A 16051-nucleotide genomic window follows, 5' to 3' on the forward strand; every position below is an offset into this window, starting at 1 on the left:
TTAGAGAGTAACATTTAAATTATCCCACCAACAATTTTTTAGGCACGATCAGAATCTGCATCTGGCTCTTGTTGCGACTCTCCATTCGTTTCACATGCCTGATTAGAAATAAGCAATGCTTTTTCAATTCGAATAATCTCTTTACGCCAATCCTTAGACCAATCTTGTGACCAAATACGTTCAATCTTCCAACCTCTAGAACGCAATAAACTTTCTCTTATTTTATCACGGTCTCTAGCATATGGCGTGGAATGAAAGATTGCTCCGTCGCATTCAATTCCTAGTTTATAGGTGTTCGGAACAACGTTATCGTGAATGCCAAGGTCAATAAAAAATCCACTCGCACCAATCTCAGCGGTAACTTTATGCCCATTTTCTTCCAGTCGACGTTTCACATCCAAAGCAAATCTACTCGATTTGCGGCCAGAAATTACCCCGCCAGCGGAAAATGAATTGAGGATATGGAGGGCACGCTCGAGATCGCCCTCAGAAATTGCCTTTGCATATATCAAATATTTCCCAAAGGTACATGCATCGGGATTTTTTTCGTAGGCCTCGACGTCAGATGGAATTTCAGAAGGATCAAAGGAACAATAAACATGCATTTTAGCCTTTGCGCGAGTAATTGCCACGTTTAATCTACGCCCGCCACCTTTCTTGCCGAGCGGTCCAAAATTTTGTTTTAGCTTTTTTCCTTCTTCAGTTGGCGCATATCCGACAGACATTAGAATTACATCTCGCTCATCACCCTGCACATTTTCTAAGTTTTTAACAAATAGACCTGCGTCCGCTTCACCATCCTTATGTGCACGAGCCGCTTCAATTAATTTCCGTGTAGCCGGATCTTTCTCCATTTCCATCTCAATTACTTCGTCTATCGCAACGGCCTGCCTCTGCCCCATAGCAATAATTCCATACGACTGATCAGGGCGAACTTTTAACAGATTTATTAAGTCGCGAACAAGGCGTTCTGCTTCCTTCAAGTTCCCATCTTTGGCAGTAAAAAAAGCTTTCTCGATCTTTTCAAATCTAATCGCACCGCTAGATGCTAGTACTGTAGGATTTGGGACCGCAATTAATCTTCCGCCATAAAATGCGCGATTGGAGAATGCAATCAAAGACTCTGCTTTGCTGCGATAGTGCCACTCCAACAAAACTTCTGGAAATACCTGGCATGCCAAATCAAGCACACTTGAAGCTATCTCGATGTCATCGTCTTCATCATCGATCACTCCGCCAGCGAAGAAATTTGTGGGCGGCATCTGCTTATTATCTCCAACAACAATCATGGTCTTTGCTCTATAAATTGATGGGATTGCATCTTCGACTCGAACCTGCGACGCTTCATCAAAAATGATAACATCAAAAAGCCCATCTCTTAATGGAAGCATTTGGCTAATACTAAGGGGACTCATGAGCCAACATGGTTTTAACTGAAGCATGGTCTCTAAGGCCCCTCTCTCCATAATTTCTCTAGGAGAAAGTACTTTGTTCTGCTTTTCAGCTTCGCGCTTTAATAGAGGAAGTCCAGAGCGGTCCGACTCTTGAGACCACCTACGAGCAAATGCTTGGTGAACGGCGGATTGCGACCCATTCTTGTGAGCTTCAGATACAACTTTAAACTCCTCAATTAACTTATGAATTCCTTCGCGAGTATATGCGCGTAACTCAGGGGATTTGCGAATCAAATCATCGGCCCAAGCAAAAAGCATAGTTGCTTCAATTGCCGATGACCACTTACCTTTAATAGCGCTTAAATGATTGTTAATAATGGATTTTAAATCGTCTATTCCAAATTTCTTCTGAAGTTTGTCAGTGTAAATATCCGCCTTATCTATAGTTTCTAAAGAGTCAATACTACTGATCAAACTATCTAAAAAAAGAATTCTCTCGCTAAAAACAAGCGGTTTTGGATATTCGGTCAAAAGATCGCCCAGTGTATCCCACAAGCTTTGCACTTCAATATGAAGCTCTCTTAATTTTACAAATGTCATCCGAACTTTTTCGATGTTAGATATAGTTCTATTAAATCCCTCCAGTGAGCTTACAGCTTCTGACATCATTTTCGCTGGCAAAGCATTATTTGAACAACTCGAAAAAAATGCCTTCAGGGATTGCAATCTTTCAATTTGAGAAACTATCCAGTCGTTCAAACTTTTATAGTCAGATTTATCTGGTAAATCTTGAGAAATGAATGAAGACGCAAAGGTACATAGATCCTCAGAAGCCGCAAGATATTCCAGATATCCTTTAAATGGAGCCGTCGTTCCGTTCCACACCGGGCAAATGATATTACGTAGCTTTCGGTTAATCCAGTAAGCACTCGTAAACCAATCAGTGAAACCACGTGGAATACTATAATATAATTCCAGCTCTTCAACTTTCGCTGTTTCTGAATTAGGAGCAATTGAATAAAAATACTCCTGATTTTTTTCCAACTTCGCCTGGAGTAATTTCAAATTTGCTACAGTAGCATCCAGAACTTGTGTCATATCATTTCTCTTTTGCGACCAGAGATTTGTGTAACAAGCTGAAATAGCGACGGTTCCCAATATCTTATTGAATGATTCTTCACTAACGGCTAGCTCACCAGTCTCTTGACTGAGAATATCATCTAAACTGACCTTCTCATCTTCGAGCGCCAGCAATTTCATTTTCAAATCACGAAGTTCACGCTCTAAACTGTTCGTTCGAATTACGTCATATCTACGATATTTCCAACCGGTCATTTCAAAGTCTGGGCACGCTTCTAAAATTTCTTGAATTAAGTCAATATCAGTACTCAAGTATCTGATTTGCTCGTAGTTGAACTTCGCAAAGTGTGGGATAAGATTAGGATGAAATTTTTTAGAATCCATCTGTGACTGTGCTACAAGAAGCTCAGCCGCCTGAAGTCCGCTCTGGAAGTGCGTGGCTACCAGAGCGTCGGCATATTGATGTATACCCTGTTTAATATTATCAAGATCGTCCGTAAGGCGTAGCCATTCCTTTTCACTAACTTCACTAGGTGAGGAGTTCGCCAAGGAAAGAAAAGATTTATATAGATCTGACTTATTAAGATCACTACTATGTATTAGAACAGCTTGTTCGTCGATTCGTGCACTTCGCATTCTATTATAGACGACATCAAGTGCAGGCCTCTTTTCAGAAACAAACAGCACCTTTTTCCCTTTTGCCAAATAATCAGCAATTAAATTAACAATAGTCTGACTTTTTCCTGTTCCCGGAGGTCCTTGAATTACAATTGCATTTGACTTCGTTGCTTGGTCGATTGCACGATGTTGCGTACTATCGATATCTACGACAAAATAGTTTTCGCGTTCTTTATAAGCATCCAACTCTTTCAATCTATTGCGATCCAAATCACTCTTTTTTTCGGCGAGCGGACTTCCGTTAAATAGCTCATTAAGAATTGGATGTGGCTTCTCGTCTTCCAAGATTTGATCATAATCTTTAATTAAAACCATTCGGCTAGCGCTTAACTGATCGAGATAAAATGCGTCGACCAGCACAAAATTATGACCGGTAACTTGATTATATATTTCCAGATCTTGCTGCGAAAGCGCCTCTTCGATGGGAATAGGGATTCTTTCGATAATTTCTCCATCAGCATCTTTAAGAATTTTGAATTTACTTGGCGCATCGGGAACTCTATCGACCTGGTTAGAAGCAAACACGACATTACGATCCAATCGTTTCATCTGATTGACGAAGAAATCGAGTGCATTCTCAATGTTTTCAAACTCTATATCCTCAGGAACCTCAAAACCAAAATTTTGTTTTAAAGCTAGCAAAAGAGAGGGATTAAAGGACAAATCATTATCTTCGGCCTTCAAAATCAAATGCTTTTTCTTATTTTTTTTTAGATCAACAGCAACTTTAAAAATGGGAGAAATTAATAGATCTTCTTTAGGTACTTGGTTGGAAGTACGCCAGCATAAGAATGGCCCCAAAATCCAGGCGCCAGAAATCCCAAACTCCCTCTGGTGTCTATCGTCAGTCAATCTGACTTTATCAATCTTACTATAGAACTTCTTAACCGAGTTACCATCTGTGACCGACTCGATCCTGAAATGTTCATTTAAATTCATTTCAATTTCGGATTTAAGAACAGACGATATCCCAGAGCAAATTCTTGCTGGAATAAATGCCCCCTCTTTGTCCTTGATCATCACGGATTCGCTAAAAGGAGAACGAGTCAAATTTATAGAGGACGAATTAGACTCTTTATAATAGAGTTCACGATTCCTTCTAGATAAATTTGCTAAAAGATCTTTGTGCTTTTTTAACTGTCTTTGCAAGTAAGACGATGAATCTGACATTATTTCTCCTAAACATTACGCGATAATGTTTATCGGACTAAACTATAGTTAATTAACACCATCTTTCTTATAAAGTTTTAATTATCAAATAATGAAACATTCGATTTATCTCGCGGTAAAGATTTTTTGTTTGAAAATGCCTAATTTTCAAACAAACCTAAATTTATGTATTCAAATACCGATAGTCGAATTTAAGGAGAATTTTTCATGGCTAGAGAAACCAAACAAGACAGAACAGTTCGCGCAATCTTAGATCAAACTACGGAACATCTTCATGAATTGAAAACAATGGAAGCGAACACTTCTACTAAAGAGCTTGATGTCGAGAGATGGGCACAAAGTTTCTTGAGAAATTGTTTGGGTTACACCTCTTCTGCAGGCTATTCAATTCGCGCACAAGAATCGAAAGGTAAAATGAGACCTGACCTTGTGATTCTTCAAGGTGACAAACCAATCTTCGTAGTTGAAGTTAAAAAATTGGGATTTGATTTAAACAAATCTGACTTCAGATCGGGCAAAGTTCAATTGAGTGAATACCTAAATCTTATTGGCAATGTTCAATGGGGCATGCTTACAAATGGTGTCGAGTGGAAGCTATTCGACTTCTCTCAACCTCAATATGGCGGCATCGAAATTTCAAACTTCGATCTAAAATCTGATGGCGATGTGATCGACGTATCAAAGAAGGCTGTAGAAGAGCAATGCTATGAGCTCTTAGATCTTCATGAAACATCATTCACAACTAAAGGTTGGCCGGAACTATCCAGAGAGGCGATGGCCTTTTCTCCGGAATCTTTGTCTAAAGCAATTCTGTCAGCCGACGTTGTTCGCTATATCGCGAAATTCGTCAAAGGCGAATTTGAATTCAAAGCTAACCACGAAATCTTAACTGATCGTTTGTATTGGCTTCTTGAACAAGGTCTAAACGACGCGATCAGCGGCTGGAATGAGGCGAAAGCAGCGGAAATCCAAAAATACGTGAAGGCACAGAAGCGAGCATCACGTAAAACAAAGAAGGCCAAACGCGAAGTTGTTACTGCAAACATCAATGAGCCCGTTGCAGCTACTGAAGTTTCATCTACGCCCGAACCTACTAGCGATTCAAAAGCTGCTTCTTAAGAGGGGATTTTATGTTCAAATTACGAGAGAACGAAGAGATTAAATTTACAGCAAAATTCCACTGGTCAGATTATATCGTTACCGGATTTTGGGCTCTGCTTTTCACTCCAGCAGTTATGGTTTCAATTTTTGGAAACGCTAAAAATTTTTCGACTTGGCCTTTGTTGCTCATTGGGTATGGACCATTAATTTATAAAGTTTTAAAAAATAAATCACGAAAATATATTATTACAAACCAACGGCTCTATGTCGAAAGTGGAATTTTATCGAGAACATCGACGGACATTCCACTTAACAAGATCAACGACATCGCACTTACGCAGAACTTCATCGAGCGGATTTTCAATGTTGGTGGCTTAAAAGTATTAACTGGTAACGATAAAGGAACACTTATCAACGGCATAGTTGAGCCAAATGGTTTTCAAGAAATCTTAAGCCGGCACTGTAATGCCAAAGCCATTTAAGACAAAGAGAGCGCACTAAGCGCTCTCTTTTATATGAAATACATGATAAAAGGCCCGTATCAAACTGGTAATATCTGAGGGCGAGTAAACAAATTAGACTAAAGCCCCCGTCCACTTCGTTTTTGTATATGGCGATACGTTATGTATGAAAAACCATCGTGTGCTTTCTTTAAAAAAATTAGCTACTTGTGCTTGGATTTTACTCGCTGGATGTAATCCGATTTATAAAAGCTCATCGGCTGGAAAAGCACAAGTCACGGCGGCACTGACAACGAGTGTTACGCAGATGGCACTTGCAACAAATTGCGGAGCTTCAAGTTCTTGCACAGTTCGCAATGCAGCACTCACAGGACAAGCTCGTCAATTCACAGTTACGAATTCAGGATCACTCGCTGCTGAAGAGTTTGCGATTGATTACTCTGCGGGAACGGTTCCTTCTGATACGACGATCACTTCGACTTGCGCAAGCACTTTGGATGCCGGTAACTCATGCACGGTGACGATTACTCCGGGAGCAACAGCAACGGACTTTTGCGGTTTAAATGGCAGCACGAATTCCCCGACACCAACAACAATTCACGTTTCTGCCGCGAATGCTGCAACGACGGACGTGACGTTCGTTGTTCTTAGTTACGGTTGTATTTATCAAGGTGGCGCACTTTATTCGATCGACGACTCAACACCCAATACGGGAAGCATCGGCGGTAAGGTTATTTCGACGGTTGATGAGTCGGCTTCGACTTATTGGAGCAGTGATGCCTCTAATAATCCGATTTATGATGTTATCGCTGGAACGTGGCAGTCATCGGTTGCTGGGGCTAATACCTGCACAGGTAAAACAGATGGCGTCTGCAATACGAATCTTATCGAGACTTACTACACAACGAACTATCCTGGATTGGGTCGTAGTCACTATTCACCGGGAATCTGTTTAAACTCTGCAAATGGTGGTTATACGGATTGGTACTTGCCAGCAATTTGTGAGCTGGGGCCTGACAGCGGCAGTTATGGAACCGGTTGTGGTACGACTGCGAATCCCATTATTCAAAACGTCGCAACCAACATCGTTAATTATAATATGACAGTTCTTGGTATAGTGAACACCGACGCTTATTGGGCATCAACGACAAACTCCGCTGGCGGCGGTTGGCGCTGGGCCCACAATTTCGTAAACGGCAATATTTCACAAATCACTGCAACTCCTGCTCATGTGCGTTGTGCTCGCACCATTATTTACTAGGACGCCACCATGTTGAAAAGAACACTTGCATTAGCATTGATCACTCTTCCCGTCCTAGCCTTTGCCGACACGACTTACGTGGTTCGTGAAGGTGACACGGTTTTAAAAATCGCCGATAAAATTCTTGCAAGCAAAGATGGCAAAAAAGATCCGCGCCGTTATGCTTTCGCTAAGAAAATCGTCGCAGCCAACTCCAGCATTGAAGATTCAAATCTTCTAAGCCCTGGTCAATCCATCGTGATTCCAGAGGTTGAAGAGAAAAAGAAAAAAGTCATTCAAATCGTCATGGACGAAAATGATAAATCCACTGTTGAAGCTTCAGCACAAGAAGTGGATGAAACCGCAGCTCCAGGAAAACAACCTATCGTAGTTGGCGAAGCCGAAGCTCTTGCCCCCGTGGTCGTTCCGCCGACAGTGGCAACTGCTGCTACAGAACAAGTTGCGAAGACAGAGCCGCAAGCAGCTGTGCAAGCTGAAATTAAAAAAGAAGAAAAAGTGCCAGAACTTCCCGTCGCCAAAGCCGATTTGAAACTTCCAAAAGATATGGAGTCTGAAGACTTCATCACCATCACACCCAGTGTTGAGTTTTCAAACTTCAAAGTCAAAAATCGCTCTACCTTACAAGAGTCAGAAGTTCGTTCCAAAGTTAATACGGGTCTTGATGTGCAGTTCGAAAAATCTTTGAATGAAAAAACATCCGTGCTTTTCAATTTAGGATTTAGTTATGTGCAACTGGATCAATTCGATGACGGCGTGACAGAACTTTCTCACACGATTCAATGGCACAAACGTGTAAGTTTGGGATTAGCTTACGCGCTAACTCCCCGCTTGCATTTTGAAGCAAAGGTTGAAGGTGCAGACCGTCTGTTCATCATCCCTGAAAGCGCCAATCATTTGGACACGGTGGACGTGTTTAATCCGGGAGCAGAAATCACTGTAGCTTGGGACTTCATCCATACAAATTCCTCGGTCGTTGCTGCCGCTTTAAGCGGTCATTATTATGACGGCCTTACCGAAGACGGTGTCACCTATAAATCAAGTTTTGATCCCGCAGGCTCGATCTATTGGGTCGCGAATGCTGACGGAAAAATGAAATATCGTCTAAGCGTTGATTATTCTGTAAGAAATCAGGGCACTGATTTAACGGAGCAACGCGAAGAAAGCCTTGGATTTGGAGCATCTCTCGTACTTCCTTGGTAACAAGGCTCTTGAACTGCCTAGCATTCTTTGCTAGGTTTGTTTCTGTAATGGTCCCTGATATATGTTCAAAGTACGGTTGAACGTCTCTACCAGCTGCCAAATAGTTGACTATTAGTTAAGCCATTACAGTTAACGAGTTACATAGTCATTGGCGGCACAAAATGTTTGAATCATCTGAATCAGTTCAAAAGATCGGCCTTGAAGGCGTATCTAATAACCTTTCAAAAGGTATTCTTTTTGTTATCACCGGCTCTTCCAGCTACGGCATGCTATCAACTGTCGTAAAATTCTCTTACCACGATCACTACTCCACTGCTGAAATCACGATGGCTCAATACTTCTTGGGTTTGCTTTGTCTTTTCATTTTAAATCTGTTCGCAAAAAAAGATGGCGTGAAAGAGTCTTTCAAAGACATTGGTCAATTGATGTTCGCCGGTATCTTCGTGGGCTTAACAAGTTTCTTCTATTATGCGTGTGTGAAATACATTGATGCTTCGATCGCCGTCGTGTTGCTGATGCAATCGGTATGGATCGGTGTCGTCATCGAGATGTTCCAAAAAAGACGTTTGCCTGAATTAAATAAAATTCTTGCCGTTGTCTTTATCTTATTTGGAACCGTGCTTGCGACGAATTTGATTAATGCGACAAAAATCTCTTTAGATATTCGCGGAGTCGTTCTTGGTTTCTTGGCAGCGATTTCATTTAGTTTGACGTTGTTGTCGGCAAATACAATCGCGACTCACCTGCCTTCGGTAAAACGCAGTATGTATATGCTTGTGGGCGGCGCCATCATCATGACGATCTTCTGTACGATTATTCAAACGTTGCCATACAACTTCGGCATCAATTTGATTAACGAGCAATTCATCACAGCCAAAGCATTCGATTGGTCGATCTTCTACAAATGGGGTATCTTGGTTTCTTTATTCGGAACTGTGATTCCGCCCGTGATGTTAAACAAGGGCTTCCCGATCGTCGGCGTAGGCCTTGGCAGCATCTTAGCTTCCATGGAGTTGCCGTTCGCATTGATCATCGCCTTCACGTTCTTAAATGAAAAAATCGTGGCGACTCAATGGATGGGTGTGGCGATTATTTTGGGTTCGATTGTTTTGATGAACTACAAGATGCTTACGAATCGCAGCACCAACTAAAATCGGCCTTATTTTCACACTCTATCAGGATTGATTGCTTTACTGTCTGTGTTTTTTAAAAGAACGAATGAACGATCTCGCCAAAGGGATGTTCATTGGCGGACAATTGCGCTATGAGCAATTCATCTTCAATAGATCGTCGCCATTTTATAATTGCCTGTTCGACCCTTGGATCAAGTCTTCTCGTCCCGCAGATTTCCTTCGCAAAAGAGGACGAGACGGAAGAAGTCGGCCCCGCTGAAGATTTAATGCGCGAACATGGTGGACTCAACCGCATACTCCTCATCTATGAGGAAGGCATTCGTCGTATAACTGCCAAAACCAACGTCGATCTGAGTGTCGTGAAAAAATCAGCAACTATCGTTCGAACTTTCATTGAAGAATACCATGAAAAATTGGAAGAAGAGTTTATCTTCCCCAGAATGCGCAAAGAGAAAAAACTTGTCGAACTGGTTGATACTCTTGAAACCCAACACAAAGCTGGCAGAAAATTGACGGCTACCATCGAGCAGTTATCAGTGCAAAGCACCTTGAAAAGCGAAAGTGAGACCGCAAAGCTAATATCAGCGATCAACCAGTTCATTAGAATGTATCGTCCCCATGAAAGCCGAGAGGACACGGTGCTCTTCCCCACCTTTCATAAGATGCTGAGCGAAAAAGAATACGACATGCTTGGAGAAAAATTTGAAGACCGGGAGCATAAACTCTTTGGCAAAGAAGGTTTTGATGGCATCGTTGAAAAAATAATGGAACTTGAAAAAAGTTATGACATTTATGACCTAACAAAGTTTACGCCACATATCTAATGTTGAGATTTCGGTGACAAATCTCTGAATTAGCATGATCGTACCTTTATGTTGCGAAATGTATTTGAGATCTTTTGGATTTTCTTACGCTTAGGTTTAACTTCTTTCGGTGGACCGATCGCACACCTTGGTTATTTTCATGATGAATTCGTCAAAAGACGCCAGTGGCTGGATGAACACGCTTATGCGGACCTCGTCGCGCTTTGCCAATTTTTGCCAGGACCTGCAAGCAGTCAGGTGGGAATGGCTATTGGTTTACAACGCGCAGGAATTCTTGGCGCGATTGCCGCGTGGATCGGATTTACCTTACCTTCCGCGATCATCTTGGTTTTATTTGCCTTAGGTATTTCAAATCTTTCAAGCGGCCTTGACACAGGTTGGTTGCATGCATTGAAAGTGGCAGCGGTCGCTGTTGTCGCGCAAGCTATCTGGGGCATGAGTATTAAACTCTGTCCTGACAAAGAACGCATCTCGATCGCAGTTATTGCAGCTATATGTGTAAGCCTCTTGCCATCGGGATGGATGCAGATCGGTGCGATTGCACTTGGCGGAGTTGCAGGAATGATTTTTCTGAGGAATTTGACGACGGTGCCGATGACGCCAATGCAGATGCCGCTCTCTAAAAAATCCGGAGCCTTTTTCTTAGGTCTCTTCTTTATCTTATTGATTGGCTTACCACTGCTTGCGCAAACTTCACAGATGCACGAAATCAAACTGTTCGATAGTTTTTATCGTGCAGGCTCGTTGGTATTTGGCGGTGGCCATGTGGTGCTGCCGTTACTGCAAAAAGAAGTCGTTCCGACAGGCCTTGTTTCAAATAATCTTTTTATGGCGGGATACGGAATGGCACAGGCAATTCCGGGACCGCTGTTTGCTTTCACCGCTTATTTAGGGGCCATTGCAAACGTCCCACCCAATGGTTGGGCTGGCGCGGGTCTTTGTTTGTTCGCCGCATTTCTTCCAGCCTTTCTTTTAGTTTTTGGAGCAATTCCATTCTGGGAAAAATTGCGTGAGCGCAAACACATGCGCTATGCAATGCTCGGGATTAATGCCGCCGTTGTGGGAATCTTACTTGCAGCCTTCTATCATCCCGTCTGGACAAGTGCGATTGGCAATGCGAAAGATTTTTCCCTAGCTTTATTCGGCTTTGTGTTGCTCACATTCTGGCGCACTCCTTCATGGGCCGTCGTTTTATTGAGCGCTGCTGTGGGCGCCGCATTCATGTAGAACAACATAGGCTTCCACCTATAATATATATAGTTTAAATCGGATTTTACGATATTCACCTCTCAGGCGATAATTTAAAAGTCGAGAGGTGCGAACATGGAATTTACTTTTACACATGCAAAATTGAGTGACGTTGATGCGATTGTGGAACTTGTGAACTCTGCCTATCGTGGCGAGAATGCAAAGCAAGGTTGGACAACAGAGGCAGATCTGCTTGGTGGACAACGCACGGATCGTGACGGCATTCTTGCAGACATTCAGCGCGAACGTTCTACGATTCTTGTTGCAAAAGATGCGAATCAAAAAATTCTGGGCTGTGTGCACTTAGAAAACTCGCAAAATCGCTGTTATCTTGGAATGCTAACGGTGTCTCCCCTTGCCCAAAATAATGGCTTAGGTAAGAAGCTTTTACTATTAGGTGAAGGATATGCTCAGGGTTTACGCTGTCAAAGTCTTTACATGACTGTTATTTCTAGGCGCCTTGAACTTATTCAGTGGTATGAAAAGAATGGCTTCCAAGATACTCTTGAAAGAAAACCATTCCCTTATGGTGACGAACGTTTCGGCGTTCCTTTGGTTGATGACTTGGAATTTTTAGTTTTAGCAAAAACACTCTAATTATTGGACATTGCTGGGTCTAAAGATTTTATGAAACTTAGGACTCTCGCCTTGTTTATAGCGTTCAAGATCTTGTTCGCGATATTTATCGTTTGCTTGCATCATTTCTAAAAACGATGGCAGATAGTTTTTTGCTTTGTAGTATTCGTCTTCCTTCTTATAAAGATTTTCCTCTAACGGATCGGCGACTTTTTCAAACATGAAAACGGATTTCATGGTTTCAATCGGCATGTAAGTTGGAAACTGATCTTTAAAGAACCCCAGATAGCGCAGGAATTTTCCTATGTAAACTTGTGCGGTAATGCTGGCATTGGGATAGAACGTATAATTCTTATCGATCATCCAACCGTAAACACTTTGCAAAACCGCATCTTGCATACGCACCTGACGGAGCAAGGGATAATATTTCCCTTCGGCCACAAATTCAAAGCGAGGATCAACCTCAATATCATAAGGCGCAAAGAGTGTTGAACTTGTCACGCCTAAGGATTTGGGATAATCACCGCCTTTAAATTTACTAACAGTGCTGCGATAAGCAGGAAGAATCACTTTGCCATTAGAGCCTTTGTCGTAAGCATATTTCACGACTTCCGAACAAAACGCTTTGCTATAGTCGCTATCGTCCATCGCAAAGTCATAGTCTAAATGCTGTAAACCCCACGGATAAGCGGCCTTTGCCGCAGCGATAGCAATAGCGGGATCACGAAAGCGATAAAGAGCGACCCTTGCATCCTGAGTCTTGCGCCATTGCTCCAACGGAGTCACAACCACTCCGTACTGAATGAGAGCTTCCACCACATACAAGGCGCCCTTCTCGTCTTGGGCAACGATGGCGGCGTGAGAGAAATTCCCTTCTTCATCACCGATTCGAGCGATCATCGCAGACACATAACTTTTTCCGCGAATGAGCATCACGTCGCCCGCTTGCAGTTTGACCTCTGAAAACTTTGGATTGCGTAAAACGAACGGTTCCTCACCAGCTAAAATCGGCGCTTCTGTAAAGGAGTAAACTTTCTCGTGCATCAGCCACTCTAAAACATATTCTTCGGTAAAACGCGCGTATTGAATTCCTTCGCGGATTTTTAAAACACACTCTTTGGAAAGCTCACCACTGTTTGCAAAACTGTCTAAAACATCATGTAAACGTACGCGCACGGCAAAAATACTTTTTAGAATTTCAATGCCGTGATTTTTAAAATACTGAATATCTTGTGGAGTCTTCGGCACAAAATGATCTGCGGGTTGGCGAAACAAATACTCTGTGACAGAATCAATATAAGTCGGGCACGTCTTCACATTGAAGATCTTCGGATCGTTTAAATCCTTGGTGACTTTTTGAACCCCTTCAACAAGGGCCACTTCTGCGTGTGCAACCGTCACCACCAATGACAATAAAATAATCAGTATTTTTGCTGCCATTCATTCCTCGCTTCAAAGATATTTTCGTTCAATTCCGCTTGAGTCCATCGGAACCCGCTCTTGGCTGTAAATTAACATCGCAATCAAGAACTGCACGACGGAAAGACTCCGCGAATGTCAGAGTTTTCCTATGAGCAAGTGGATGATTTTAATCACCGCGATTTTCTTTGCTGCTGGTTCCGTACAGGCGGCACAGACCACGAAAAAAAGACCGCGTATTGGTCTTGTCTTGGGCGGTGGTGGTGCGCGCGGTTTTGCTCATATCGGTATTCTAAAAGTTCTTGAAGACAACCACATCCCTGTCGATTGTATTGTGGGCACCAGCATTGGCTCGCTTGTGGGTGGCAGTTACGCTGCTGGCAGAACGCCCGAGGAAATGCGCAAACTTGTGAAGGCCGCTGACTGGAATACATTGCTTTATGCGCAAGCTCCGCGCGAAGCATTTCCGTATCGCAGAAAACAAGACGATAAATTTTCAATGTTAAACGTTGAAATTGGGATTGCCGATAACGGGCAAGTGAAATTGCCTTCTGCCGCGATTAGCACCCAACAAATCGAATTATTTTTACGTTCACTGACTTATGGGGGCACGGTTAAAGACTTTGATCAGTTATCTATTCCGTTTCGTGCGATCGCAACGGATCTTGTGACTGGTGACATGGTTGTTTTAAAAGACGGCGACCTTGTCACCGCAATGCGCGCAAGTATGGCGGTCCCTGGAGTCTTCCCCGCTGTGCCCACGGGCGGTCGCGTTCTAGTCGATGGTGGATTGGTGCGCAATCTTGGTGTGGACGTTGCGAAACAAACTTGCGCTGATGTCGTGTTCGCGATTGATGTGGGAGCTCCCCCTTTATCACAAGATCAGATTAATAATATTCTGTCCGTCGCCGATCAATACACGCGATTGATGATGATTCAAAATGTGAATCCCCAAAAAAAATCTTTGTCTCATGCTGACGTGGTGATGACGCCAGAGTTCGGGGATTTAGGTTCTTCAGATTTTGAAAAAAGTGACACCATGTATGCGATTGGCGAAAAGGCCGCGTTGAAGTCGCTTGATCAGCTCAAACGTTATGCCGTCAGCGACGAAGAGTTTAAAAAATGGGAAAGTCACCGCGAGAAAAATAAACTTAAACCCAAACCGATCAAAGAAGTTTCGGTGGGCTCTAGTGGTTGGACAAATCCTGACGTTTTAAAAAGCGCCTTGCAGGTAAAAACCGGAGAGCTTCTTCCACAAGATGATTTCGCCAATCATTTAACGAATCTGTATGCGCGTGGCGACTTTAGTCAGCTTGATTACGAATTGCTTGATGCAACCGACGGACAAAAGCTTTATATCCTTCCCGTTTTAAAAAGCTGGGGACCGAACTACTTAAATCTTGGTTTAAGTTTGGGCACTGACTTCGATACTTCTTATCCCTGGAATCTGACCGCTATGTATCGCCGAACGTGGGTGAATGATCTGGGTGCCGAATGGAAATCAATCGTCCAAGCCGGTAGCTCCGCGATGTATTACACGGAATTCTATCAACCACTACAATTAAGTGGCTCTTCATTTGTTTTGCCCTATTTCAGATTTACACGCAATCCTGTCGCTGTATGGAGTTCCGGCGTGCATGTCGCGCAATACGAATATTCTAAGAGCTCTGTCGGTTTAGATGTCGGTGCCGGTTTCACCAAGTTTGGTGAAGTTCGTTTGGGTGCTGTTTACAATGATTCAGAAGCTTCTTTAGAAATTGGCTCGCCATTATTGGATAGCGCGCGCGAATACGATTACGGATTGCGCTTAAGCCTGTACTTCGATCAGCTGGATAATTATTTTTTCCCGACTCGGGGACAGTATTTGAATCTTTATGGTTATTATTCTTTGGGCGCTTCAGAAAATTTGGAAAACTATGGTCTTGCGGGTTTTGAATTTCGTGCCGGCACACCGATTGGTCAGGGCGCGATTCAATGGACTTTAAAAGCACAGACGACTCAAGGCAAGAGTGATGAAACTTTAGCGAATATCAATTGGCTGGGTGGCTTCTTAAATCTTTCGAGCTATCACTATCAAGAACTTTTGGGCGAGCAATTCGCTTACGGCTCGGGTCAATACTATCATCCGCTCGGTTTGCTTTCAGGAACTTACTGGGGATTCGCCGCAGAGATTGGCCGCGTGTTTGACTATGTAGAACGCGATATCGCAGATAAGTGGCATAACTCGGTGACGTTGTATTTCGCCTACGATAGCGTCTTAGGCCCCATGTATTTAGCCGGGGCCTACGGAGACAATCATGCCGGTGCGCTTTACTTTATGTTGGGAAAACAATTCTAGAACTCGCACCGAATACTGCGAACTCTGGTCAGCCGAAATTGTTTAGATGTATTATTTCATTGTTACCAACTTTTTAAAGACCGTCCTGCCGTCATCGTAAAAACTTATTTATATGAAAGAAAATACTAAAAAATCCCCACTTCAAAAAACCGAAGCCAAAGAAGTCGT

Annotated in this window: 11 protein-coding genes and 1 riboswitch; of the genes, 9 read left to right on the plus strand and 2 right to left on the minus strand. The window is 42.8% G+C overall.

Features of this window, described 5'->3' with window-relative positions:
- Positions 1-38: 38 nt before the first annotated feature.
- On the minus strand, positions 39-4322 hold the full coding sequence (locus DOE51_RS13030) for an AAA domain-containing protein (protein WP_142696990.1): 4284 nt from the start codon (positions 4320-4322) through the stop codon (positions 39-41).
- Positions 4323-4529: 207 nt separating this feature from the next.
- On the opposite strand from DOE51_RS13030, the gene DOE51_RS13035 reads away from it, so the two are divergent.
- The 8 genes from DOE51_RS13035 (at position 4530) to DOE51_RS13070 (ending at position 12147) form a co-directional block, all read left to right on the plus strand.
- On the plus strand, positions 4530-5441 hold the full coding sequence (locus DOE51_RS13035) for a type I restriction endonuclease (RefSeq protein WP_142696991.1): 912 nt from the start codon (positions 4530-4532) through the stop codon (positions 5439-5441).
- A gap of 11 nt (positions 5442-5452) precedes the next feature.
- Positions 5453-5905: a PH domain-containing protein gene (locus DOE51_RS13040; RefSeq protein ID WP_142696992.1), complete on the plus strand. Its 453-nt coding sequence runs from the start codon at positions 5453-5455 to the stop codon at positions 5903-5905.
- A 145-nt stretch (positions 5906-6050) separates the two neighbouring features.
- Positions 6051-7145, plus strand: coding sequence for a hypothetical protein (locus DOE51_RS13045; RefSeq protein WP_142696993.1), 1095 nt, complete (start codon positions 6051-6053; stop codon positions 7143-7145).
- A gap of 9 nt (positions 7146-7154) precedes the next feature.
- Complete coding sequence (locus tag DOE51_RS13050; RefSeq protein ID WP_142696994.1) at positions 7155-8345, plus strand: LysM peptidoglycan-binding domain-containing protein; 1191 nt, start codon at positions 7155-7157, stop codon at positions 8343-8345.
- Between the two features lie 35 nt (positions 8346-8380).
- A riboswitch (purine riboswitch) is annotated at positions 8381-8476 on the plus strand.
- Between the two features lie 30 nt (positions 8477-8506).
- A complete protein-coding gene (locus DOE51_RS13055) occupies positions 8507-9496 on the plus strand; it encodes a DMT family transporter (protein WP_142696995.1) in 990 nt (329 codons plus the stop codon).
- A 113-nt stretch (positions 9497-9609) separates the two neighbouring features.
- Positions 9610-10302, plus strand: coding sequence for a hemerythrin domain-containing protein (locus tag DOE51_RS13060; protein WP_142696996.1), 693 nt, complete (start codon positions 9610-9612; stop codon positions 10300-10302).
- Positions 10303-10350: 48 nt separating this feature from the next.
- On the plus strand, positions 10351-11529 hold the full coding sequence (gene chrA, locus DOE51_RS13065) for a chromate efflux transporter (RefSeq protein ID WP_142696997.1): 1179 nt from the start codon (positions 10351-10353) through the stop codon (positions 11527-11529).
- Between the two features lie 96 nt (positions 11530-11625).
- A complete protein-coding gene (locus DOE51_RS13070) occupies positions 11626-12147 on the plus strand; it encodes a GNAT family N-acetyltransferase (protein ID WP_142696998.1) in 522 nt (173 codons plus the stop codon).
- Here the strand turns inward: DOE51_RS13070 and DOE51_RS13075 are convergent, their stop codons facing one another.
- A complete protein-coding gene (locus DOE51_RS13075; protein ID WP_142696999.1) occupies positions 12148-13566 on the minus strand; it encodes a YiiX/YebB-like N1pC/P60 family cysteine hydrolase in 1419 nt (472 codons plus the stop codon).
- A gap of 130 nt (positions 13567-13696) precedes the next feature.
- Here DOE51_RS13075 and DOE51_RS13080 point away from each other — a divergent pair, with 130 nt between their 5' ends.
- Positions 13697-15883, plus strand: a complete 2187-nt coding sequence (locus tag DOE51_RS13080) for a patatin-like phospholipase family protein (RefSeq protein ID WP_142697000.1) — start codon at positions 13697-13699, stop codon at positions 15881-15883.
- The last annotated feature ends 168 nt before the right edge of the window (positions 15884-16051 follow it).

Origin of the sequence: Bdellovibrio sp. NC01, from assembly GCF_006874625.1 — a bacterium.
Taxonomy (GTDB): domain Bacteria; phylum Bdellovibrionota; class Bdellovibrionia; order Bdellovibrionales; family Bdellovibrionaceae; genus Bdellovibrio.

What these genes read in the sequence shown, in the direction of transcription:
- DOE51_RS13050 (WP_142696994.1), top strand. Translation starts at nt 7,155, where the DNA reads ATGTTGAAAAGAACACTTGCATTAGCATTGATCACTCTTCCCGTCCTA.
- DOE51_RS13080 (WP_142697000.1), top strand. Translation starts at nt 13,697, where the DNA reads ATGAGCAAGTGGATGATTTTAATCACCGCGATTTTCTTTGCTGCTGGT.
- DOE51_RS13040 (WP_142696992.1), top strand. Translation starts at nt 5,453, where the DNA reads ATGTTCAAATTACGAGAGAACGAAGAGATTAAATTTACAGCAAAATTC.
- chrA (WP_142696997.1), top strand. Translation starts at nt 10,351, where the DNA reads ATGTTGCGAAATGTATTTGAGATCTTTTGGATTTTCTTACGCTTAGGT.
- DOE51_RS13075 (WP_142696999.1), bottom strand. Translation starts at nt 13,566, where the DNA reads ATGGCAGCAAAAATACTGATTATTTTATTGTCATTGGTGGTGACGGTT.
- DOE51_RS13045 (WP_142696993.1), top strand. Translation starts at nt 6,051, where the DNA reads ATGAAAAACCATCGTGTGCTTTCTTTAAAAAAATTAGCTACTTGTGCT.
- DOE51_RS13030 (WP_142696990.1), bottom strand. Translation starts at nt 4,322, where the DNA reads ATGTCAGATTCATCGTCTTACTTGCAAAGACAGTTAAAAAAGCACAAA.
- DOE51_RS13060 (WP_142696996.1), top strand. Translation starts at nt 9,610, where the DNA reads ATGAGCAATTCATCTTCAATAGATCGTCGCCATTTTATAATTGCCTGT.
- DOE51_RS13070 (WP_142696998.1), top strand. Translation starts at nt 11,626, where the DNA reads ATGGAATTTACTTTTACACATGCAAAATTGAGTGACGTTGATGCGATT.
- DOE51_RS13035 (WP_142696991.1), top strand. Translation starts at nt 4,530, where the DNA reads ATGGCTAGAGAAACCAAACAAGACAGAACAGTTCGCGCAATCTTAGAT.
- DOE51_RS13055 (WP_142696995.1), top strand. Translation starts at nt 8,507, where the DNA reads ATGTTTGAATCATCTGAATCAGTTCAAAAGATCGGCCTTGAAGGCGTA.